This is a genomic window from Thermosipho japonicus, assembly GCF_014201655.1.
GTDB lineage: Bacteria > Thermotogota > Thermotogae > Thermotogales > Fervidobacteriaceae > Thermosipho > Thermosipho japonicus.
Window position 1 is genome coordinate 40246 of the sequence record NZ_JACHEX010000001.1, and the last position, 21361, is coordinate 61606.

24 protein-coding genes and 1 riboswitch are annotated in these 21361 nt (G+C 30.4%); of the genes, 11 read left to right on the forward strand and 13 right to left on the reverse strand.

Going from position 1 to position 21361, the window contains the following annotated elements:
* Positions 1 to 18 precede the first annotated feature (18 nt).
* From panC to HNP65_RS00180, 3 genes are read right to left on the reverse strand one after another with little or no spacing between them, the layout of a single operon-like run.
* Entirely contained in the window at positions 19 to 855 is an 837-nt protein-coding gene (gene panC / locus HNP65_RS00170) for a pantoate--beta-alanine ligase (protein WP_184618393.1), read from the reverse strand.
* A complete protein-coding gene (gene dprA, locus HNP65_RS00175; RefSeq protein ID WP_184618394.1) occupies positions 833 to 1633 on the reverse strand; it encodes a DNA-processing protein DprA in 801 nt (266 codons plus the stop codon). Before dprA ends, panC begins: the two co-directional genes overlap by 23 nt.
* 3 nt (positions 1634 to 1636) lie before the next feature.
* Positions 1637 to 1918 carry an RnfABCDGE type electron transport complex subunit B gene (locus HNP65_RS00180; protein ID WP_126992503.1) on the reverse strand — a complete coding sequence of 94 codons (282 nt, stop codon included), beginning with the start codon at positions 1916 to 1918 and terminating at the stop codon, positions 1637 to 1639.
* A gap of 110 nt (positions 1919 to 2028) precedes the next feature.
* Between HNP65_RS00180 and murJ the strand changes: the two genes are divergently transcribed.
* The 11 genes from murJ (at position 2029) to hydE (ending at position 11925) form a co-directional block, all read left to right on the forward strand.
* Entirely contained in the window at positions 2029 to 3456 is a 1428-nt protein-coding gene (murJ, locus tag HNP65_RS00185) for a murein biosynthesis integral membrane protein MurJ (RefSeq protein WP_184618395.1), read from the forward strand.
* A complete protein-coding gene (locus HNP65_RS00190) occupies positions 3440 to 4120 on the forward strand; it encodes a biotin--[acetyl-CoA-carboxylase] ligase (RefSeq protein WP_184618396.1) in 681 nt (226 codons plus the stop codon). Before murJ ends, HNP65_RS00190 begins: the two co-directional genes overlap by 17 nt.
* Positions 4121 to 4122: 2 nt before the next feature.
* Entirely contained in the window at positions 4123 to 5151 is a 1029-nt protein-coding gene (locus tag HNP65_RS00195) for a 7-cyano-7-deazaguanine synthase (protein ID WP_184618397.1), read from the forward strand.
* Positions 5070 to 5762, forward strand: coding sequence for a ribonuclease III (rnc, locus tag HNP65_RS00200; protein ID WP_184618398.1), 693 nt, complete (start codon positions 5070 to 5072; stop codon positions 5760 to 5762). The genes HNP65_RS00195 and rnc overlap by 82 nt, the downstream gene beginning before the upstream one ends.
* Positions 5755 to 6024: a hypothetical protein gene (locus HNP65_RS00205; protein ID WP_184618399.1), complete on the forward strand. Its 270-nt coding sequence runs from the start codon at positions 5755 to 5757 to the stop codon at positions 6022 to 6024. The genes rnc and HNP65_RS00205 overlap by 8 nt, the downstream gene beginning before the upstream one ends.
* Complete coding sequence (locus HNP65_RS00210; RefSeq protein WP_184618400.1) at positions 6021 to 6902, forward strand: AEC family transporter; 882 nt, start codon at positions 6021 to 6023, stop codon at positions 6900 to 6902. Before HNP65_RS00205 ends, HNP65_RS00210 begins: the two co-directional genes overlap by 4 nt.
* A gap of 199 nt (positions 6903 to 7101) precedes the next feature.
* Entirely contained in the window at positions 7102 to 8853 is a 1752-nt protein-coding gene (locus HNP65_RS00215) for an NADH-dependent [FeFe] hydrogenase, group A6 (RefSeq protein WP_184618401.1), read from the forward strand.
* A gap of 158 nt (positions 8854 to 9011) precedes the next feature.
* Complete coding sequence (locus tag HNP65_RS00220; protein WP_184618402.1) at positions 9012 to 9260, forward strand: TM1266 family iron-only hydrogenase system putative regulator; 249 nt, start codon at positions 9012 to 9014, stop codon at positions 9258 to 9260.
* Positions 9261 to 9265: 5 nt separating this feature from the next.
* On the forward strand, positions 9266 to 10681 hold the full coding sequence (gene hydG, locus HNP65_RS00225; protein WP_184618403.1) for a [FeFe] hydrogenase H-cluster radical SAM maturase HydG: 1416 nt from the start codon (positions 9266 to 9268) through the stop codon (positions 10679 to 10681).
* Positions 10668 to 10916, forward strand: a complete 249-nt coding sequence (locus HNP65_RS00230) for a hypothetical protein (protein WP_184618404.1) — start codon at positions 10668 to 10670, stop codon at positions 10914 to 10916. Before hydG ends, HNP65_RS00230 begins: the two co-directional genes overlap by 14 nt.
* Complete coding sequence (gene hydE / locus HNP65_RS00235; protein WP_343043430.1) at positions 10900 to 11925, forward strand: [FeFe] hydrogenase H-cluster radical SAM maturase HydE; 1026 nt, start codon at positions 10900 to 10902, stop codon at positions 11923 to 11925. The genes HNP65_RS00230 and hydE overlap by 17 nt, the downstream gene beginning before the upstream one ends.
* Here hydE and HNP65_RS00240 read toward each other — a convergent pair.
* From HNP65_RS00240 to HNP65_RS00285, 10 genes are all read right to left on the reverse strand, one after another.
* Positions 11898 to 13202 (reverse strand): amidohydrolase, encoded by a 1305-nt coding sequence (locus HNP65_RS00240; protein ID WP_184618406.1) that lies wholly within the window; start codon positions 13200 to 13202, stop codon positions 11898 to 11900. The two genes, hydE and HNP65_RS00240, sit on opposite strands and share 28 nt — an antisense overlap.
* A complete protein-coding gene (gene pfkA / locus HNP65_RS00245) occupies positions 13199 to 14158 on the reverse strand; it encodes a 6-phosphofructokinase (RefSeq protein ID WP_184618407.1) in 960 nt (319 codons plus the stop codon). The genes HNP65_RS00240 and pfkA overlap by 4 nt, the downstream gene beginning before the upstream one ends.
* Positions 14159 to 14252: 94 nt before the next feature.
* Positions 14253 to 15461 carry a thiamine-phosphate synthase family protein gene (locus tag HNP65_RS00250; protein WP_184618408.1) on the reverse strand — a complete coding sequence of 403 codons (1209 nt, stop codon included), beginning with the start codon at positions 15459 to 15461 and terminating at the stop codon, positions 14253 to 14255.
* Positions 15461 to 16186, reverse strand: coding sequence for a sugar phosphate isomerase/epimerase (locus HNP65_RS00255; RefSeq protein WP_184618409.1), 726 nt, complete (start codon positions 16184 to 16186; stop codon positions 15461 to 15463). Before HNP65_RS00255 ends, HNP65_RS00250 begins: the two co-directional genes overlap by 1 nt.
* A 1-nt stretch (position 16187) precedes the next feature.
* The gene (gene thiC, locus HNP65_RS00260; RefSeq protein WP_184618410.1) at positions 16188 to 17465 is read right to left on the reverse strand and encodes a phosphomethylpyrimidine synthase ThiC; all 1278 of its coding nucleotides are present in this window, start codon (positions 17463 to 17465) and stop codon (positions 16188 to 16190) included.
* A complete protein-coding gene (locus HNP65_RS00265) occupies positions 17465 to 18238 on the reverse strand; it encodes a sulfide-dependent adenosine diphosphate thiazole synthase (RefSeq protein WP_184618411.1) in 774 nt (257 codons plus the stop codon). The genes thiC and HNP65_RS00265 overlap by 1 nt, the downstream gene beginning before the upstream one ends.
* A 59-nt stretch (positions 18239 to 18297) precedes the next feature.
* A riboswitch (TPP riboswitch) is annotated at positions 18298 to 18409 on the reverse strand.
* 45 nt (positions 18410 to 18454) lie between these two features.
* A complete protein-coding gene (locus tag HNP65_RS00270; RefSeq protein ID WP_246348147.1) occupies positions 18455 to 18889 on the reverse strand; it encodes a DUF4234 domain-containing protein in 435 nt (144 codons plus the stop codon).
* Between the two features lie 146 nt (positions 18890 to 19035).
* Positions 19036 to 19929: an ACP S-malonyltransferase gene (fabD, locus tag HNP65_RS00275; RefSeq protein ID WP_184618412.1), complete on the reverse strand. Its 894-nt coding sequence runs from the start codon at positions 19927 to 19929 to the stop codon at positions 19036 to 19038.
* Complete coding sequence (locus HNP65_RS00280) at positions 19926 to 20429, reverse strand: biotin transporter BioY (RefSeq protein WP_184618413.1); 504 nt, start codon at positions 20427 to 20429, stop codon at positions 19926 to 19928. Before HNP65_RS00280 ends, fabD begins: the two co-directional genes overlap by 4 nt.
* Entirely contained in the window at positions 20426 to 21358 is a 933-nt protein-coding gene (locus tag HNP65_RS00285) for a DUF561 domain-containing protein (RefSeq protein ID WP_184618414.1), read from the reverse strand. The genes HNP65_RS00280 and HNP65_RS00285 overlap by 4 nt, the downstream gene beginning before the upstream one ends.
* Positions 21359 to 21361: the final 3 nt, after the last annotated feature.

The window sequence follows — 21361 nt, forward strand, 5'->3', positions numbered from 1 at the left end:
ACCAGCTCCTTGTCTAATTTATATTATCATATTATCAATTAATCTTGCTTTTCCAACAAATACTGCGATTGCAATTATAACTCTTCGATCTATTTTTTCTATAGGCTCCAAGTTTTCTTCATCAACTATTTCAATATAATCTATTCTTAACAAAGGATGTGTTAAAATCTTTTTCATCTCATTTTTAATAATTTCAACATCTTTTACTCCTGATTCGACTAATTTTTTAGCTTTCAATAGAGATTTATAAAGTCTAACAGCTTCTTTTCTTTCTTCATCATTTAAATAAGTATTTCTTGATGATAACGCAAGCCCATCAGGTTCTCTTACAATAGGCATTTCAACAAGCTCTACATCCATGTTTAAATCTCTTACCATTCTTCTTAAAATTCTAAATTGCTGTGCATCTTTTTGACCAAAGTAAGCTCTTGTAGGCTTTACAATGTTAAATAATTTAGTAACGACAGTACAGACTCCTCTAAAGTGTCCAGGTCTTGAAGCACCACACAAAAATTTTGAAAGTTTTATTTCTTCAACATATGTTGAGAAAGAATCTGGATACATTTCATCAACTGATGGTACAAAAACATAGTCAACTTCCATATCTTTTAACATTGAGAGATCTCTTTCAAGATCTCTAGGATAATTGTTATAATCCTCATTCGGACCAAATTGGGTTGGATTAACAAAAATACTTACTACTGTTATATCGTTTTCACTTTTTGCAGCTTTTACAAGCGAAAGATGACCTTCGTGTAAAAAACCCATCGTTGGAACAAAACCTATAGTCTTTTTTGACTCAAGAATCTCCTTCGATATTTTCTTCATATCCTCAATTTTTTCTATTACTTTCATTTATAACACCTCTCATTATATAGAAATCTAATATTTCATCAGGATCTGTAACAGGATATGCTCCATTTTTTATTAAAAAATTTGGCCCTTCAGAATTCAAAGAAAATATGTTCCCCGGCACAGTAAAAAGGTCTTTTCCAAAATCAATTGCATAATTAGCTGTAATCATAGTCCCACTTTTTTTCTTACACTCAACTATTAAAACTCCTTCAGAAATCCCAGCTATGATCCTATTTCTAAGAGGAAAATAATGTTTTTTTGGACTTTCCCAAGGCAAATATTCACTAATTAGACATCCTTCTTTAGAAATTTTATCGTATAAATTTTTATTTTGCTTTGGATAGCAAATATCAACTCCACATCCAAGAACAGCAATTGTCTGTTTCGAATTTTTATGAGCCTCGGCATCAATCCCAATTGCCATCCCGCTTACTATAACGAAAAAATCACTTAGTTTTTTCACAAATTTTTCAGTAATACTTTTTCCATATACTGTCATACTTCTAGTTCCAACTACAGAAAAACATATTTTTTTTAACAGATGAACATTTCCTTTATAAAAAAGTACAACTGGTGGCTTCCAAATGTTTTTTAAATATTCAGGATATTCATCATCAAAAAATGTAATAATACCATTTCCTGAAAATTCCAGCCATTTTGCTAGTTTATTTTCTATAAACCTTTTTCTTTGAATGTCTTTGCTTTTGATGTAACCATTTTTTATTTCATTAATTGAATAGCCAAGACTACTTAAACTTGCTATTTCAACTTTAGTCATATTTTATTTATTTTGTTCCAAAATTTCTTTAATCTTTTCACTTACTCCCATTTTTTTACCTGGTAAACATTTATCAATTGCATCACCTTTTTTTACAATAGCTGCAGCATACCCTTCACATCCAGGATATCCACAAGCACCACAGTTAATTCCGGGAAGAACCTTTGTTATTTGTTCAATTCTTGGATCAACTTCGACCTTAAATTTCTCATTGCTAAATGCAAGAAATAATCCAAATCCTAATCCCAAAGCTCCCATAACAAGTGCTGAATATAGAATAACCACCTACAACACCTCCTACAATTTATTTTTTCATTGATATTTTACCACAAATAGACCATTTTTAATAGAAGTGCTATAATACTTTTTTGAAAGGAAATGTTTGGAGGAAAAATATGTCTATACTATTTAGTAGCATTCTTTTTTCTATTGCAACATTTTTCTCTAGAATTTTAGGATTATTCAGAGATGTTTTATTTGCAAAATATTTTGGTGTTTCATATGAACTTGATGCATACTTTATAGCCATCATGTTTCCCTTTTTTCTTAGAAAAGTTTTTGGTGAAGGAGCCATGTCTTCTGCATTCGTCCCACTTTATTCAGAAAAAAGTGGAGAGGAAAAAGACAAATTTTTATCATCAGTTATTAATGGCTTTTCTTTAATAATTTTTGCATTAGTTATATTATCTTATTTTTTTCCAGAACTAATAATCAACTTATTTGGAGCAGGCAGCTCATACGAAACAAAGATACTGGCTAAAAAGCTTTTATTAATTACGTCACCTTCAATATACTTTATATTCTTATGGGCAATTTCTTATTCTATTTTAAACACAAATAACAATTTTTTTTGGCCAGCACTGACTCCTAGTATCTCTAATATAACTATAATAATTGGGACATTTTTATCAACTAAGGATGGAATAATTTCACCTACGGTAGGTTTTTTAATTGGATCAATGCTAATGTTTTTAAGCATTATAAAATCAATTTTAAAACATAAATATTATTTTACGCTAAAGTATTTTCCGCATTTTTTAAAATTATTCTTTCCTACATTTATTACTATGGTAGTTTCACAAATAAACACTGTTGTTGATATGAATGTTGTATCCTTTTACGACAAAGGAAGTATTTCATACCTGCAGTACGCTTCTAGATTTTATTTACTTCCATATGGCCTTTTTGCTGTATCAGTCTCTACGGTTGTCTTATCAAAGATATCGAATGACAGAAAAAATTTTAATTATCATTTAAATGATGCCTTAAAATCAACCTTATTTTTTACAATACCATCTATGGTAGGATTAATATTTTTATCAACTCCAATAATTAGATTTTTTTATGAACATGGAGCATTTACTTCTACAGACACATTGACAACATCCAGAATTTTAATTGCATATACATTAGGATTACCTTTTTATGGAATTTATTCAACTATTTCTAGGAGTTATCATGCTATAAAAAACACAAAAACACCTTTTATTGCAGCCACCATAGTATCTTTGTCAAATATTATTTTAGATTTAATTTTTGGTTTAAAATATGGACCTGTTGGAGTTGCTTTAGCTACAAGTATTGCAGGTATTATAGGAGTTTTGTATTTATTATTTTCTGTAAAGACTTTTCCAATAAAAGACTTTTTAAAAATATCATTAAATAGTCTTATAATGTTATTCGTAATATATTCGATTGACTTTATAAATAATGAGTTTTGGTTCTTGATACAAATTTTGATTGGAATTTTAGTTTATTTAATTTTTAGTAGTATATTCTATCGAGATTTAATACGGAGGTTTTTGTATGCTAGAAAAAAGTAAGTTAATTTGTTTTGATAAAATAAATAGTACGAACACATATGTAAAAGAGAATTATAAAAATCTTGACAATGGAACAATAGTATTAGCAAAAGTTCAAACTCAAGGCAGGGGAAGACTTGGAAGAGTGTGGATTTCACAAGAAGGCGGATTATGGTTTTCTATACTTTTTAAGAAAAATTTAAAATATCCTAATTTTTACACTAAACTTTCAGCAATTACACTATTGTCAATTTTGAAAAATTTGAAAATATCTGCTAAAATTAAGTGGCCAAATGATATATTTTTTAAAGGAAAAAAACTTTCTGGTATACTTACAGAAATAATAAGCAAAAATGGAAAAGTACAAGCTATTGTAGTTGGTATCGGATTGAATGTAAATAATGAAACTCCACCTGAAGGCACTTCTGTTTCAAAAGTTACTGGAAAAAAATTTGAAATTAATTTAATTTTGGAGATATTTATAAACAAATTTAATATTTATTATAAATTTTTTAGATTATTTCCTTTTCTACTTACCATAGCGTGGAAGAAAAACTTAATTTTTAAAAGAAATGACACTATAAATGGCTACAAAATAAAAAAGATCACTTCTGAATATTTGATTGTACAAAAGAATGATTTTAAAAAGAAAATTAGTAGCATACATGAACTTGAAGGGGGATAAAAATGAGTATTGAAAAATTGGCTGAAAATATAAAGAATGAAATTAAAGAGGTTGTAAAAGAATACGGTAATAAAAATGTTGTAATTGCATTTTCTGGAGGGCTAGATAGTACAGTGGCAGCTCTTCTTACTAAAGAAGCACTTGGGCCAGAAAATGTTGAACTGGTCAATGTTGTTTATGGACTTTTTACATATAAAAGGAGTATTGAAATTGTTAAAAAATCTGCTGAGAAAATGGGGATAAAGATTACATTTCTTGAATCATTATATCAAAAAGAAATATGGAAAAATGGACCTTCATGTAACATGTGTACTAAAACTGTAAAAATGAATACAGTAAAAAAGTATGCAAAAGATAGATTAGTTATAACCGGCTCAAATCAAAGTGATAGCTGGGGAAAAACAGGATTAAAAGTTTTCAATGGTTTATATGCACCATTAGGTGATTTAAATAAATCTGAAATCCAAAATATTTTGGATTTTTATTCATTTAAATTGGAGAGAATAGGTGAAAATTCAAAAAGGGAAGGTTGTAAATTAAAACATCTTTTAAAGATTATGACAAATTTGGATTATCATGGGAAAGCAGTTGATCTTGCTAATGAAATATTGCTTGAAAATGTCCCCAAAAATCTTGAACTTGCAAATGTGAAAATTGTAGGACCACTTTCTAAGAATATTGCAATTATTAATGTTAAGCCTATGGTTGATAACATTAATGAAATAAAGAAAAAAATTGAAAATATTGACGTTATAGATGAAGTAATAGTAGCTAAAAAACCACTTATATTGCATGTAATTGCAAACCCTTCAATTTATAGAGTCAAAAACTCTAGGTATTGGATAGAAGCAGGGAAATTACAACCAGAATTCGCTGTTCCAATAAAGGTGATTTGGAAGGAATCTAAAAATAACAAATTAAGAACAATACAAGTAGTTGGGGTGGAAGAATGGAAAGATTACGACCCATGGAACTTGAAAATAAGCTTGGATACAGATTTAGAAATGAAGAACTCTTGCTCACTGCTTTAACACATACGTCTTTTGCACATGAGAATAAAGTTAAATCTTACGAACGTTTGGAATTCCTAGGAGACGCAGTTATTGATTTATTGCTTAGTACAATTCTTTACCAAGAGTTTATCAATTTAAACGAAGGTACAATGGCACAAATCAAAGCAGCAGTAGCAAGTGAAGATATATTATATGAAATTGGAATAGATATTGGAATAGAAAATTATATCTTTCTTGGAAAGGGTGAGTTAAAAAGTGGCGGAAAATACAAAAAATCTATAATTGCAGATGTTGTTGAAGCATTAGTTGCAGCAATTTATATTGATTGTAAAAAAGATTTAAATGTTATAGAAAATATATTCCATGATACTTTTAAAAAGTATATAGAAATTTTTCTTAGTGGAAAGAGAATTTTTGATTATAAAACAAAACTCCAAGAAATTACCCAAGACCGTTTTAAACAATTACCAGTATATGATACTGTATCACAAAAAAATAAATTTATAACAACACTTTATATAAATGGTAAAATTTATTCAAAGGCTGAGGGTTTTTCAAAAAAAGAATCAGAAAAATTGGCAGCAAAAATAGCTTATGAAAAATTAAAGGAGGAGGAATTTCATGAGTGAAAAGGATATAAAAAAATCTAATTCTAGTGAAAATAATTATGAAATGAATTGGGAAAGATATGAAAAGGCTTTATCAAAAGTTTTGCAGAATTTTGCAAACAGAGGATATGAGAAAGTCACAATCGAAGAACTTTGGGTTGAAACATCACTGCCAAAAGATTTGTTATTAGAACTAATTAAGGAAAGAAATATAGTATTTCCAGAAGAAATTAAAGAAATAAAATACAAAAATGATATAATATGGAGCTCGAATAAAGGATGATCAATGCTTTCTTGACAATATTACCACCATTTTTGATTATAATGTTAGGATATATTTTTGGTAAAATTTTTCCATACGATATAAAAATTGTATCTAAAATTTCTTTATGGATAATGGCTAGTGTTTTGTCATTTACATTTATAAATGATTATCCTCCGAAATTATCATATCTAAAATCTTATGGATTAGGAATACTATTCCTATTTGTTTTATTTTATATCTTATCATTTGCTTTTAAAAAGGATAGATTTTTAATTTTGACAAATAGTATATACATTAACACGGGATACCTTGGGTATCCCATTTTGTATTCTATTTGGGGAGAAAAAGCTATGTCATATGGCGTTATTTATTCTGTAATTAATATGCTTGTTGCCTCAATTGTTTTACCCTCTTTCATTGGGGAAAAAATTAATTTTAAAAACATACTTAAGTTACCATACCTTTATGTGATAATTTTTGCTTATCTTTTGTCTATTTTTGGTATTAGCTACAAAGAACTTCCTTTCCCCTTACTTGAAACAATAAATATGCTTAAAAGTTCTGCAATCCCATTTCTTTTAATATTTACTGGTCTTTCATTATCGAGAATAAAGATTGAAAGTGTAAATTTTAATACAGTTATATTTTCACCAATAATTAGATTAATCTTATATCCAGCTTTTGCCTTAATTTTCGTTTTTCTTTTAAAAATGGATAATGAATTCGCAAGAGTGTTCGTATTAGAAAGCGCCATGCCTACAGCTATTAATAGTGTTATATTAATTGATGCAATTACTGGTGATTCTTCTAAAATAAGCCTTACTGTTGCTATTACAACTCTTCTTTCTGCGTTTACTATTCCTATTTGGATTATTGTTTTAGAAAGAATTTTATAATATCCTTTTATTTGTAATTTTGTTTAATTAATTTCAAAAAACTAAATTTATCACAAAAATTCACAAGTTTGATACTTTTCAAATGGCAATACTTTGTGATATAATTTACTTGAGAAAGAAAAACATAAAGGATATGATAGCTCGTTTATGAGGATAGAATGTGAAAAAAATCGTTAATACAGATCTAAGGAGGGATATGATGGCAAAAATTTTTTTGAATGGAAAGGAGTATGAAGTTCCAGATAATTTGACCGTATTAGAGGCAGCTCAGAAGCTTGGTATGGAAATTCCAACTTTGTGTCATCATCCAGAACTTGAACCAATTGGAGCATGTAGAGTTTGTGTAGTAGAAATTGAAGGTGCTAGAACACTTCAACCTGCATGTACAACTAAAGTATACGATGGAATTAAAATAAATACGAATTCTGAAAGAGTAGAAAATGCAGTAAAATTTAATTTATCTCTAATAATGGCTAATCATCCAAATGATTGTATGTATTGTGAAGCAGATCAAAGATGTGAACTTAAAAGACTTGTTCAAAAATATGATATTAAGCCCGTATTTCCAGTTTCAGATCTTCCAGATGTATTTGATGATAGTAGTCCTTCAATTCAAAGAGATCTTTCAAGATGTATAAAATGCCAAAGATGTGTAAGAGTTTGTAGTGAAATTCAAGGAATGAATATTTATTCCATGATTGAAAGAGGTTATAAAACCATTCCCCAAACTGCATTTGATATGCCTGTTTATGAAACTAATTGTATTTCATGTGGACAATGTGCTAACCTTTGTCCAGTTGGTGCTATTTATGAAACTCCCGATTGGAGAAAAGTACTCAAAATATTAGATAAAAAAGATAAAAAAATCTTAGTTGCCCAAACAGCTCCTTCAGTGAGAGTTGCAATCGGTGAAGAATTTGGTATGGAACCAGGTTCAGTAAGTACAGGTAAGATGGTTGCTGCAATTAGAAGATTAGGATTTGATTATGTATTTGATACAAACTTTGCTGCTGATTTAACTATTGTAGAGGAAGGTACAGAACTTATCGGTAGAATAAATGATGGCGGGCCATTCCCAATGTTTACAAGTTGTTGTCCAGCCTGGATTAATTTACTAGAAAAAGAATATCCAGAGTTTATAAACAATGTTTCAAGTGCTAAATCTCCTCAACAAATGATGAGTTCTGTCGTAAAAACTTACTTTGCTAAAAAGATTGGGGTAGATCCAGAAGATATAATTATGGTATCTATTATGCCATGTACTGCAAAGAAAGATGAAATTACAAGACCACAGCAAAAAATAAAATTAGAAGATGGAAGAGAAATTAAAACAACAGATTATGTTATTACAACAAGAGAACTCGCAAAACTTATAAAGATGAAACAAATTAACTTTATTGGACTTGAAGACGAAGACTTTGATAACCCGCTTGGAACTTCTACTGGTGCTGCTGCAATTTTTGGTGTTACTGGTGGAGTTATGGAAGCTGCTCTTAGAACAGCATATGAAATTATTACTAACAAAAAATTGCCAAAGCTTGAATTTAATGCAGTTAGAGGCTTAGATGGCATTAGAGAAGCCGAAATTGATATAGAAGGCAAAAAATTGAAAGTTGCAATTGCCCATGGAACTGCAAACGTAAAAAAACTTCTTGATGATATAAGAGACGGAGCAAGGTATTATGACTTTATTGAAATAATGGCATGTCCAGGTGGATGTATAGGTGGTGGAGGACAACCAAAGAGCCTAGATCCAGATATTCTTAAAAAGCGTGCTTCTGCTATTTATTCAATTGATGAACTTAGTACACTTAGAAGATCACATGAAAATCCAGATATACAAAAGCTTTATGAAGAATTTCTTGAAAAACCAAATAGCCATATTGCTCATGAACTACTACATACTTACTATACAGATAGATCAGTTAAAAATAAAGTAGTTACAGAATAAGGTCTTTTAAAAGCTTTTAAAAATTAAATAAAATATTCCTTTCTGAGGTTGAGGGAAGTTTATCCTGACACCAAGGAAAGGGGAAAAAGCTAGAAAATGCTAATAATGCATTAATTTTCCCCTTTCCTTGGAAAATAAAAAGGAAAGGGGATTTTTATATGGAAAGGTTTTATACAGTAGACATTATTGTTACAAATAGAGATGATGCATATGAAAGAGTGAATCAAATTTTACATGATTTTTCAAGGTATATAAAGCTTAGAGTTGGGTATCCAATAGAAAATGAAAATATGGCGGTAATCTTTGTCCTCTTCAGAGCTACAAATGACATATTGGGAAGTTTTACAGGAAAATTAGGTCAGTTAAAAAATGTAAAAGTAAAAAGTATACCAATTACAAAGGGGTGAAAGTTATGTATGTGTTTATAAAGGAAAAAGACACACAAAAAACTTTTATCGATGAAAAAAAGATAAAAGAAAATCTATCTTCAAATCTTAATCCAGATAGTGAAAAAATACGCAATATATTACAAAAATCTTTAGACAAACAAAGACTTGATCCAGATGAAGTTGCAACACTATTGAATGCAAAAGATGAAAAACAATGGGAGGAAATATTTGAGGCAGCAAGAACTTTAAAGGAAAAAGTATATGGTAACAGAATAGTTTTATTTGCGCCACTATATATTGGAAATGATTGTATCAATGATTGTGAATATTGTGGTTTTAGAATATCAAATAAAGAAGTTGTAAGAAAAACACTTTCATTTGAAAAATTGAAAGAAGAAGTAAAAGCACTAGTTTCAAAGGGACACAAGCGTTTAATTGTAGTATACGGAGAACATCCAAAATATTCTCCTGAATTTATAGCTAAAACAATAGAGATTATTTATAATACCAAACATGGCAATGGAGAAATTAGAAGAGTAAATGTTAATGCTGCCCCACAGACTGTTGAAGGATATAAAATCATAAAAGAGGTTGGAATAGGTACATACCAGATCTTCCAAGAAACCTATCATTATCCAACATACAAAAAGCTTCACCCTCGCGGCCCAAAATCCAATTTTGCATGGAGGCTATATGGACTTGACAGGGCAATGCTTGCTGGAATAGACGATGTTGGAATAGGTGCTTTATTTGGACTATATGATTGGAAATTTGAAGTAATGGGGTTAATATATCATACCTTACATCTTGAAGAGCGGTTTGGAGTTGGGCCTCACACAATTTCATTTCCAAGAATTGAACCAGCTGTTGGAACACCTATAGCGGAAAGGCCTCCTTACCAAGTTAGTGATAAAGATTTTAAAAAGTTAGTTGCCATTTTAAGACTTGCTGTTCCATATACTGGTTTAATTTTAACAGCAAGAGAGCCGGCAGATCTAAGAAGAGAAGTTTTAAAACTTGGTGTATCTCAAATTGATGCAGGCTCTAGCATAGGTGTTGGCTCATATTCTGAGACTGATCCAGAGGTGATAAGAAAGAGTCAATTTATCTTAGGAGATACAAGAACACTTGATGAAGTAATTTATGAACTTCTAAAAGAAGAGTATATACCTTCTTTCTGTACTGCTTGTTATAGAGCAGGAAGAACAGGAGAACACTTTATGGAATTTGCAATTCCTGGTTTTGTTAAAAGATTTTGCACTCCGAATGCACTTTTTACATTGAATGAGTACTTAAATGATTACGCGTCAGAAAAGACTTATAAAGAAGGAAAAAAAGTCTTGGAGAAAGAAATTGAAAAATTAGATGAAAAGCAGAAAAATATTGTTTTAGATGGTCTGGAAAGAATAAATAAGGGGGACCGAGATGTCAGATTGTAATTTAAAGAGCATCTTAGAAAAAATTGCAAGAAAGTATAATTGCAAAATTTGGATCAATAAAAAAATAGGCCGTAGAATATCTTTTATAGAAAAAGCAGGAAATGAATATTATTTACCACCAATGGTGGTATATGAAGATGATAAATTTATAATTTTTACCGAAAATTTAGAAAGAAGTGATGAAGAATTTAAAAAGCTTATTCAAGAGGTGGTTGATTGTGCACGAAATAATTAAGAAATTAAGAAAAGATTCTCTAACCTTTGAACAACTTGCACATATAATTGAAAATGAAAAATATGATGAAGAGATATTAAATTATGCAAATGAAATTAGAGAAAAATATGTTGGAAATGAAGTTTATGTAAGAGCAATTATTGAATTTTCAAATTATTGCCGTATGGATTGTTTATATTGCGGTCTGAGAGCCCAAAACAAAAATATTAAAAGATATAGAATGACGATTGATGAAATAATTGACAGGGCAAAATTAATTGCTGAAAGAGGAATAAAAACCGTTGTATTGCAATCCGGTGAGGATACATACTATACAAAGGAAGTTATGTCTAATTTAATAAAAGAAATAAAAAAATTTGATGTTGCAATAACTTTAAGTATTGGAGAAAGAGAGTTTGATGAATATAAGGCATGGAAAGAAGTAGGGGCAGATAGATACCTAATGAGACACGAAACGGCTGATGAAGTGTTATACAATAAACTTCATCCAAGTGATACTTTTGAAAATAGAAAAAGGCATTTGTTTAAATTAAAAGAATTAGGTTACGAAGTAGGTGCAGGATGTATGGTTGGACTTCCTGGGCAGGGACCTATTGAACTTGCAAAAGATCTTATTTTTTTAAGAGAACTAGATTCAGATATGATAGGAATTGGCCCTTTTATACCAAATCCAGATACACCTTTGAAAGACGAAAAAGGTGGTGATTTAAAAACAACGTTAAAGATCATAGCTCTTGCACGAATTTTAATCCCGACAGCAAATATTCCGGCAACTACTGCAATGGGAAGCTTGCATCCTTTTGGAAGACAATTAGCATTAAAATATGGAGCTAATGTAATAATGCCAAATTTAACTCCAAATCCATATAGACCAAATTATACATTATATCCAAACAAGATTTGCTTATTTGAAGCAGATACAAGTTGTATTGAATGTACAAAAGCAATGATAAAAAGTTTAAATAGGGAAGTTGGAAAAAGCTATGGATTTAGGGTTAAAGCATCATAGACTTTTTCCCCATTTATAAATACCGCTTCAAGTTTTTCTAAATTCTTGTCTTTGAATACTATAAAATCCGCTTTATAATTGGGCTTTAAAAGCCCAATTTTTTCATTAATCATATTTCCAGAATATTCTGTATATAGTTTAATACTATCTACAAATGAAAAACCTAATTTTAAGGCACTTGAAATAATATATTTAGGATCGACAGGTGAAACTGGACCATCACTTGAAAATGAAATTAAATAGCCCTCCTCAAACATTCTTTTGAAAGGATAGAGCATTAATCCTGATGTGTCAATGTTCTTTAAAATTTCTTGATCTTCAAAATAAAAATGAGGTTGGACTGAAAATTTAAAATTTTTTAATTTTTCAAAATCTTTTTCTTTAATAAGCTGTGCATGAATTATTCTATGATTATTAAACCTTCCAAAAAGTTCTATAAGTCTTGATATTGCTTCATCTCCAATTGCATGAACACAAACTTGTACATTATTTTTTTCTGCAAAGTCCAAAATCGATTCAAAACTTTCTGGTAAAATATATGTTCCATAATTTTTTGAGTTTTTATATGGTCTTGACAAAAAAGCTGTTTTTCCGCCTAATGAGCCATCTGCAAAAAGTTTTATCCCAAAAATCTTTGAAATACCATATTCCTTGTTGAATTCGTAATTCCAAGGCGTCTCCGTGTACAATTTTTCATATATTCTCAGCTTACTATCATTTAAAAGTTTTAATAATGTTTCAAAGGTAATTCCATGTAAATCATCTGAATGTACACTAGTTATTCCTTTAGAAATAAATTCATATTCCCCAGTTTTAAAAGCCTTAATGTAGTATTCTTCAGGTAGTAGTTTCCAAATTTTTTCTAAATCATTTTCATAGATAAAATAATCATTAAATCCTAGTATCTTTTGAGCATATTTATTTAAATATGCAACATGTCCACAAATCCTAATTAAAATTACAGGCCTTGTTATTGAATCAAATAGGTATTTATCACTTATTTCAGTCCAACCACGTCCAAGTATTATTTCTTCGCTAGATGAAAATATTTCATCCTGAAAATTCTTATTATTTAAATTAAGCATTAACTTGCTTAACCCTACTCCTAATACATGAGCATGGGAATCAGAAAAACCTGGAAGGATGTATTTCCCCTCCAGGTCTATTTCATAGTCACACTTTTTACAATCATCAACAAATATTCCATTTTTTACATACAAATCTTTCTTAAAAAAATGTCCATTATCCCATACAAATGCGTTTTTTATTTTTATCATGATAGTAATGCAGTTAACTCAACTAATTCCATATTTAAAGATTTTTTCTGTTTAAGAACTTCATCCAGTTTAACAGGCACAATTTTACCACCTTGTAGTGCAGTCATAACGTAGCTAGTTCCACGTTTTAAGAATTCTACTGCAGCAACTCCCATTCTTGAAGCAAGCAGCCTATCAAAAGCTGTAGGGGAACCTCCTCTTTGAATATGTCCCAAAATTGTTATTCTTGTTTCATATCCAATCCTATGTTCTAAATGCCTTGCAACTGTATAAGCACTTGCAGCACCTTCAGCTACAACAACGATACAATTAATTTTACCTCTTTCTCTTTCTTTCAAAATTTTATTTCCTAATGCTTCATAATTCACGGGTATTTCTGGGATTACTATTGCCTCAGCACCAGTTACAAGACCAGCAACTGTTGCAATATATCCGGATGACCTTCCCATAACTTCAACAATAAATGCTCTCTCATGAGAAGAAGCGGTATCTTTTAGCTTTTGAATTGCATCAACAACTGTATTTAGACATGTATCAACACCAATACTCATATCAGTCATTGCAATATCATTATCAATTGTACCAGGAATTCCTACAACAGGTACCTTTTGTTCTTCTTCAAGGAACATTGCACCATGTAAACTTCCCTCACCACCAATCACAATTAATCCTTCCACACCATGTTTTGCAAGTATTTTTGCGGCTTCTTGCCTTGTCTCTTTTCTCACAAATTCTGGACACCTACTACTTCTAAGAATTGTTCCACCTTTTTCCATTATTCCACCAACGGATGCAAAATCCATTTCTATAAAATCTTCATCCAAAAGTCCAGCATAACCTCTTTGAATTCCAAGAACTTGAATGTCATTCCTTACAGCATAACGAACCACAGCACGAATGGCGGCATTCATTCCAGGGGCATCTCCACCACTAGTCATAACAGCAATTTTTTTCATAAAATGCCTCCTTACTTATTAAATTAGTTTACATATAATATAATACCACAAAATAAGGTATTTTCAATAAATAGTGGTGGATAATTAAAAATTTTCACGAATTTAGGCCAATAATACCCCTTACTTTTTTTATTACTTCCTGTGGATTTCTTGCAAAAACTCTTATCATTGCTTCTTTACCCCAAAATCCTTTGTCGTATATCACATCTGGAGGATTATCTAAATTTTTAATAATACTATTTATTCCCCATTTTAATGATTGACCCTCTATATTTTTAAATTCTTCTGGTTCTTTTTCACGTTTTAATTCGTAAACTTTTAAGCCATATCTTTTAGCATTTTCAATATATTCTTCTTCATATCTTACATTAGTAGTGCATCTCATGTATGGAAATTTTTTCATCATTTCAATTGTCATTCTGGCTGTATGAGATTTTCCCTCAAAAGTTGCTTTTCCAATAAAATGTGGTTTTCCGTTGACTAATCTTATTCTTCCGGGAAATTTTGCAACTTCTTCTTCATTTTTTGCTCCCATAATTGCATATGAAACGTTTTGTCCAACTTCTGGAATTGTATACCTACCAATTTCCATAATATCCAACATTATTTTATTAAGCTCATCCAAGGTTTCATATTTTATCCAATCGTTTGAAAGCTTTTCTACTTCAACTCTTTGTGATGATCTTTTTAAAACTTTTAAAATTATATTCCCAGCTTCTTTTATTGCTTCTTCAGCAGGATATTCTTTTAAAACTAAGCACGAAAAGAGAGTTGTAAATACACAACCTGTGCCTCTAAAGTTACCATTTAATCTTTCATGGTAAAATTCTTTTCCTTTATAGGTTATTTTTATACGCTCGCCTTCTAAATGCCCACCAGTAATAATCATATTATCAAATTTCCCTATTTTTTCTGCCTCTTCACTATTTACAACAACAAAGTCAGAAAGTTTAATATAGTTTTTAACTATATTTTCATCTAAAAATTTCAAGCCGTTTGATGATTGTAAAACAGGGTTCCAAACAATTATTGTATCTTTATATATTCCTCTAAGTTTTTCTATAATTTCTGGATTTGCAATTCCAACTTTTATAATTCCAACATCATCAAAGTATTTAATTTCTTCAAGAATTTCATTTGTATCTCTAAATCTTACATTTAATGATTTTGTTAATGTTTGAACGGTAAATGCACTTACTGTTGAATATATACTTACTCCCATAGCTGTTGCTACTGATATATCTTGAATTAATCCAGCCCCAGATGATGGATCAAGCCCAGAAATGATTAACATTTTTTTCATTAAATCACCCCCAAAAATTTTAAAAGTTTATCCAAATCCTTATTACATTGTGGTGTAGATTCAATAACAATATCCGCATCTAATTTCATAATTAGTCTTAGTAATTCAATATAGTATTTATTTTCACTCCAAGGTTTGTGATGACATATCTTATAAATCTTCTTATCTGCATAGTAAATGTGGAATTCTTCAATATATTCTTCCAAGAATTCAATAAATTTAAAAGGATTTATTCTTTCATCCAAAAGAAGATGTCCGATATCTATACATAGTTTTAAATCTAAATCTTGACATAAATTTTTATAGTCTTTTTTACTATAAAAAAATTTATTTCCATAAGTATTTTCAATTCTTATTTTTAAAATACTGCTCAGTTTTTCCAGAAGAAATAAATTTTTATTCCAATCATCATTTTGAAGTGCATCCGGATAATGAACTATTAAATATTCTGACTTTATTTGTTTTGCAAAATAAGCACTTCTTAAAATTTTAGAAAATGTAAAGTGATAATCCGAATGTGTTAATTTTGGATGATTCTTCAATTTAAAGATAAATGGTGAATGAACTCCTATAGATTTGCCTTTTATGACATTTAAGTTGTTAATATATTTTGGATCTATAAATCCAATTTCAAATAGATTTGAAAATTTAAATTTTTCTGTTAAATATTTGATCATCCTTAAATCACTTTTTATAACACTTGTGGATACTCCTAGCCTTCGCATATTATTCTTCTAAATACTCCTCTACAACTTTTAGTGCACAAAATGGCCCACACATAGAACAACCTTTTCCTGAATAGGGGCGTGCATTCAAATATCTTTCAACAATTTCTTTATCAAGTGATACATCTTTTATTCCTTGCCAATCTAAATTTTTCCTTGAAATTGCTAATTTGTAATTTTCATCTACAAATTTTCCTCTTGAAAAATCTGCAGCCATTGCAGCTATTTTTGCAGCAATAACGCCTTTTTTAACATCTTCAACATTTGGCAATGATAAATGCTCTGAAGGAGTCACATAACAAATAAAGTCTGCTCCACTTTTTGCAGCAATTGCTGCTCCTATTGCAGAAGTTATATGATCATATCCAGGAGCAATATCCAATACTATAGGACCAAGTAAGAATACTGGTGAATTTTTTCCGTATTTTTTCATTAAATTTACTGTTGTTTCTATCTGATCAAGTGGAACATGACCTGGACCTTCTAACATTACTTGAACATTCTTCTTTCTAGCCATTTCAACCAATTCTTCAAATATAAACCATTCTTCTAATTGTAATCTGTCTAAAGAGTCAAATAAGTTCCCTGGTCTTAATGAATCACCCAGGCTTAAAGTTACATCATATTCTCTTGCAATATCAAGTACTTCATCAAAGTATTTGTAAAACGGATTTTCTAGATTGTTTTTAATTATCCATCCCGCAATAATTGATCCACCTCTACTAACTATTTTCATTATTCTTTGGGATTTTTTTAATTTTTTAACGATATCTTTAGTTATACTAATATGCAGGGTCACAAAATCTACACCTTGTTTTGCATGTTTCTCAAATATTTTTAAGAAATCTTTTTCACTAAAATCAACAACATTCTTTTTTTCCTGATAAGAAATTACAGCTGCATCATAAATTGGAACAGTTCCAACGGGAATATCTGAATTTTTAATTATGAATTCTCTTTGTTCATCTAGATTCCCCCATGTTGAAAGTAACATAACACTATCTGCACCCACAGCTTTGGCGGTATTAAATTTCTCTATTTCATATTCGAAATCATCATATCCAAATGATGTTCCAATGTTTGCGTTTACTTTTACTGTTAAACCTTTACCAATTCCCATAAATTTTTTTAATGATGTATGATTTTTGTTGTGCGGAATTACAATTTTTCCATTTAATAATCCTTCTCTAATATTATCAATACTAACATTTTCATGTTCGGCAATTTTTTCAATTTCACTACATTTTTCACCATTTTTAACCTTTTCAATTAGCGTCATTATTTCACCTCTATGGATAATTTTTCTAATATATTATTTGCAACTTTTAAACCTGATTTAATCATCCCACCGAAAATTGGTCCCATTCTGGGCCCACCACCTACTGAAACTGCAGCCATTCCCATTACGTAAAGTCCTGGGAAAACTTCTTTAGTATTTTCAACTACAAATTTTTCTCCTTCTTTTGCATTCATAGGGTATTCCCTAATTTTTCCCATAGGAAGGTCGACATCAATTCCTCTATCAACCAACATATTCACAACGTTTGCAGGATGTCCCGTACCATCAACTACGAACTTTGCCATAATTGTTATAGGATCAACATGGAGTTTTTGCCTTATAACTGGTGCCCAATTTATTACAATTCCATTTACTTTATTTTCATAAAATACAATATCTTCAACAATAACATTATTGAATAAAATTGTACCAACTTTAGTAGCATTGTATAGTAAAGAAGAGGCAAAATGTACAGAATCAACTGAAATAAAATTGTTTTTAATTAAGTAATTCATTCCTAATTCATCTAAAAAAGATTTAATATCTTTTTCAACTACTAGTTCATTAAACATCATTCCTCCACCCCATGTTCCACCACCAGGTTCATTTTTTGACTCAAATATAGCAACCTTCAATCCTTTTTTTGAAAGATAGTAGGAAGCTGCTAAAGCGCTTGGGCCACCCCCGACAATTGCTACATCAACTTTCAAGCTATCATTCAATTTTTCAAAAAATCTTTCTACAATAATTTTTGAAACTTCATAATCCCACATATCGCTTACCTCCTTATGAAAAATCCCCTCCGCAAAAGCGGAGGGGTTATTATAGACTTTTATTTTTCTTTTCCCAATCCCTCCGCCGGTATTACCCGGTTCAGGTTCTAAGGGTCGAAGGTTTCCGCCTTCCTCTCAGCCCCGGATTATGGAGCTCCCCTTGGGAATTTATTCACTTTTCTTACACTAATATGGTACTACTAAATTTTAAAAGTGTCAATTTAGTTTTCTAATTTCTTTGATAATGTCATAAAAGAAAAAGTAAGAATATATTCCAAGAGTTAGTATAGAAAATACAATAAATTTAAAAATTGATTTTTTTGACTCTATTATGCTCAATATTACCTTAAGATATAATAAAATAAATAGAAAACTCATAAACTGCGCAACAAAATACGTAAAATATGATGAGGTTAAATACAAAGGAAGAAGAGAGAAAAGTGCAAGAAATAAAGCTATGTAAAAAATCCACATAAAGTTTACATTAAATTTCTTTCCAATTTTTCTCCCAAATAAGAATAGTAAAAACATTAAAAATAAGGATGAAATAGTCAACAATATTTGCGAAATAGGTTCATTAAAGAAAACAAAAATATTAGCTAAAACCGAAAAAAATGTGTATCCCCAAAAAGAAATAATCATTATTAACATACCTCCATTTTTTGTTTAATACTATTCTAAGTATAAAAAAATAATCGATTAAAGTCAAATATTTTCAACAAATAAAAAACATGGCTTCAAACAAATTGAAGCCATGTATTCGAGATAAGCAATTCCCAAATATTCAACTTTAAAGTTCAAACCCTGGAATCTTCTATTTCTTCTATCTCACTAAAATGAATAATATCTATCTTCTCTCTTTTTAACATATTTGATAGAACGTTTTTAGGGCCAACTTCAACAAATTCTTTTACTCCAAGTTCTAACATTCTTCTTATTGACTGTAACCAATAAACTGGTCCTGCTATTTGTTCAAGTAAATAGTATTTTAATTCCTCTGGATCACTCGATTCTTTAGCTGTACTATTCAAAACAATCGGAACTTTTGGTTTTTTGAATTTAACATGTTCAATTTCTTTTGAAAGTTTTTCACGAGCACTTTCTAAAAAGGGAGTATGGAAAGGCCCGGAAACAACCAATTCTGTTGCTCTAATACCATTATTTTTACAATCTTCTAAAAATTTTTGAATAGATGATTTCAAGCCACTTATAACTGTTTGTGTTGAAGAATTATAATTTGCAACATAAAGACCTTCATAATTTTTAACAAGTTCTTCTACTTTCTCAGCAGAGATTTTTAAAACTGCAGCCATACTTCCTTTTCCAGGTTCGATTGCTTGAGAAATATATTCTCCCCTTTTTCTTACCAAATATATCCCAAAATCAAAATCGTATACCCCAGCTGCAGCAAAGGCAGTATACTCTCCCAGACTATGCCCTGCAAATATATTATAGCTTATTCCTAAGCTTTCTAAGTGTTTAAAAGCTACAAAGCTAGCTAAAAATATTGCAGGTTGCGCGTTTTCGGTTAACTTTAGAGTTTCTTCATCTCCATTCATAATATTTATTAAATCAATATTAAGTACCTCTTCCGCTCTTTTACTTAGCTCATTCCAAAATGGGTATTTAGAAAAATCTTTTGCCATTCCAGAATATTGTGAACCTTGACCTGGAAATAAAAAGGCTTTCATGCTTCCACCACCTTTAAAACTCTTTTTGAAATTATAACTGCTATGCACATTTTCAAAAAATCTATTCCAATAAATGGTACAACTCCGATCATAAAAGCTTTTTTAAAATCGTGCAAATGATAGTTTAAAACCAAAAGCCCTAATGTGTAGATGATTGCAATTCCCAATATCCCATGTATGAACATAGAAAAATAATCTTTCTTAGATAGAGAAATTATCCAAGCAGCTATAGGAAAAGCAATTAAATATCCACCAGTTGGACCAATTATACTTGCAAATCCTCCTGAAAAATTAGCAAAAACAGGAAGGCCTATAATACCTAAAAGAAGATAAATAGATTGTGTTAAAAGGGCAAGTGTAGGTTTTAGAAAATAACCAGTTAAAAACACCATTAAGACTTGTAAAGTTATAGGTACAGTTCCAATTGGAATTGATATTTGTGCTCCGACTATAGTTAAAGTTACAAATAACGCAACTAAAGATATGTCTTTTGTTTTCACAACTTTACCTCCCCTAATCTTTTCACAGTCTCGTTAAATTCTTCAATTATTTCTTTAATTATTTCATGTACAGGCTTTATATCTTTAATTAAACCAACACTCTGTCCTGCCATGAAAGATCCTTGCTCAATATTTCCTTCCTGAACGGCTTTTCTAAGGCTACCAACCAATATATTTTCAGCATCTTGTGGACTTTCAACTTCCAAAGTCTTAACTATTTTTGCGAATTTAGTTTTTACAACTCTTGCTGAATGCCCCAAACTTGCCCCAGTAATAATAGTATCTCTTATTCCTGATTTTATAATCAACTTTTTAAAGTTTTCATGAACTTCTGCTTCTCTACTTGCAATAAATCTTGTTCCCATTTGTATTCCCTCAGCCCCCAACGCAAAAGCAGCAGCCATTCCTTTTCCATCTGCAATTCCACCTGCGGCAATTACGGGAATTTTTACATTCTTTGACACAGAATTTACCAAAACAAAAGTTGTAACTTCACCTATATGCCCTCCAGATTCCATCCCTTCAGCAATCACTGCATCAGCTCCACTTCTTTCAACAAGTCGAGCAAGATTTTCCGAAGCAACCACTGGAACAACTTTAATCCCAGCACTTTTCAAATCATTTATGTATTTAGTTGGATTTCCGGCCCCAAATGTTACAACTGGAACCTTGTTTTTTAATACAACTTCAACCAATTCATCTGCAAATGGTGATACTAATATTATATTTACTCCAAATGGTTTATCTGTATATTTTCTTACCTCATCAATCGCATTTTGTAAGTCTTCACCTTTCATAGCTCCAGCACCTATTATCCCTAAACCACCAGCATTTGATACGGCTGCAGCAAGTCTTGGTGTACCAGCCCAAGACATTCCACCCATCAATATTGGATATTTAATGTTAAAGAGTTTGCAAATTCTATTCATAAA

Bases quoted from the DNA above. Each gene is read 5' to 3' on its own strand.
- HNP65_RS00265 (WP_184618411.1), bottom strand. From the start codon at position 18,238: ATGTGGGATTATGAAGTTTCAAAAATTATTGTAGAAAGATTTTTTGAA.
- HNP65_RS00270 (WP_246348147.1), bottom strand. From the start codon at position 18,889: ATGTTAATAATGATTATTTCTTTTTGGGGATACACATTTTTTTCGGTT.
- rnc (WP_184618398.1), top strand. From the start codon at position 5,070: ATGGAAAGATTACGACCCATGGAACTTGAAAATAAGCTTGGATACAGA.
- fabD (WP_184618412.1), bottom strand. From the start codon at position 19,929: ATGAAAGCCTTTTTATTTCCAGGTCAAGGTTCACAATATTCTGGAATG.
- HNP65_RS00240 (WP_184618406.1), bottom strand. From the start codon at position 13,202: ATGATAAAAATAAAAAACGCATTTGTATGGGATAATGGACATTTTTTT.
- panC (WP_184618393.1), bottom strand. From the start codon at position 855: ATGAAAGTAATAGAAAAAATTGAGGATATGAAGAAAATATCGAAGGAG.
- HNP65_RS00285 (WP_184618414.1), bottom strand. From the start codon at position 21,358: ATGAATAGAATTTGCAAACTCTTTAACATTAAATATCCAATATTGATG.
- HNP65_RS00205 (WP_184618399.1), top strand. From the start codon at position 5,755: ATGAGTGAAAAGGATATAAAAAAATCTAATTCTAGTGAAAATAATTAT.
- HNP65_RS00215 (WP_184618401.1), top strand. From the start codon at position 7,102: ATGGCAAAAATTTTTTTGAATGGAAAGGAGTATGAAGTTCCAGATAAT.
- thiC (WP_184618410.1), bottom strand. From the start codon at position 17,465: ATGACGCTAATTGAAAAGGTTAAAAATGGTGAAAAATGTAGTGAAATT.
- murJ (WP_184618395.1), top strand. From the start codon at position 2,029: ATGTCTATACTATTTAGTAGCATTCTTTTTTCTATTGCAACATTTTTC.
- hydG (WP_184618403.1), top strand. From the start codon at position 9,266: ATGTATGTGTTTATAAAGGAAAAAGACACACAAAAAACTTTTATCGAT.
- HNP65_RS00250 (WP_184618408.1), bottom strand. From the start codon at position 15,461: ATGAAAAAAATGTTAATCATTTCTGGGCTTGATCCATCATCTGGGGCT.
- dprA (WP_184618394.1), bottom strand. From the start codon at position 1,633: ATGACTAAAGTTGAAATAGCAAGTTTAAGTAGTCTTGGCTATTCAATT.
- HNP65_RS00210 (WP_184618400.1), top strand. From the start codon at position 6,021: ATGATCAATGCTTTCTTGACAATATTACCACCATTTTTGATTATAATG.
- pfkA (WP_184618407.1), bottom strand. From the start codon at position 14,158: ATGAAAAAAATTGCTGTTATGACTAGTGGTGGAGATGCCCCTGGAATG.
- HNP65_RS00190 (WP_184618396.1), top strand. From the start codon at position 3,440: ATGCTAGAAAAAAGTAAGTTAATTTGTTTTGATAAAATAAATAGTACG.
- HNP65_RS00195 (WP_184618397.1), top strand. From the start codon at position 4,123: ATGAGTATTGAAAAATTGGCTGAAAATATAAAGAATGAAATTAAAGAG.
- HNP65_RS00255 (WP_184618409.1), bottom strand. From the start codon at position 16,186: ATGCGAAGGCTAGGAGTATCCACAAGTGTTATAAAAAGTGATTTAAGG.
- HNP65_RS00220 (WP_184618402.1), top strand. From the start codon at position 9,012: ATGGAAAGGTTTTATACAGTAGACATTATTGTTACAAATAGAGATGAT.
- HNP65_RS00230 (WP_184618404.1), top strand. From the start codon at position 10,668: ATGTCAGATTGTAATTTAAAGAGCATCTTAGAAAAAATTGCAAGAAAG.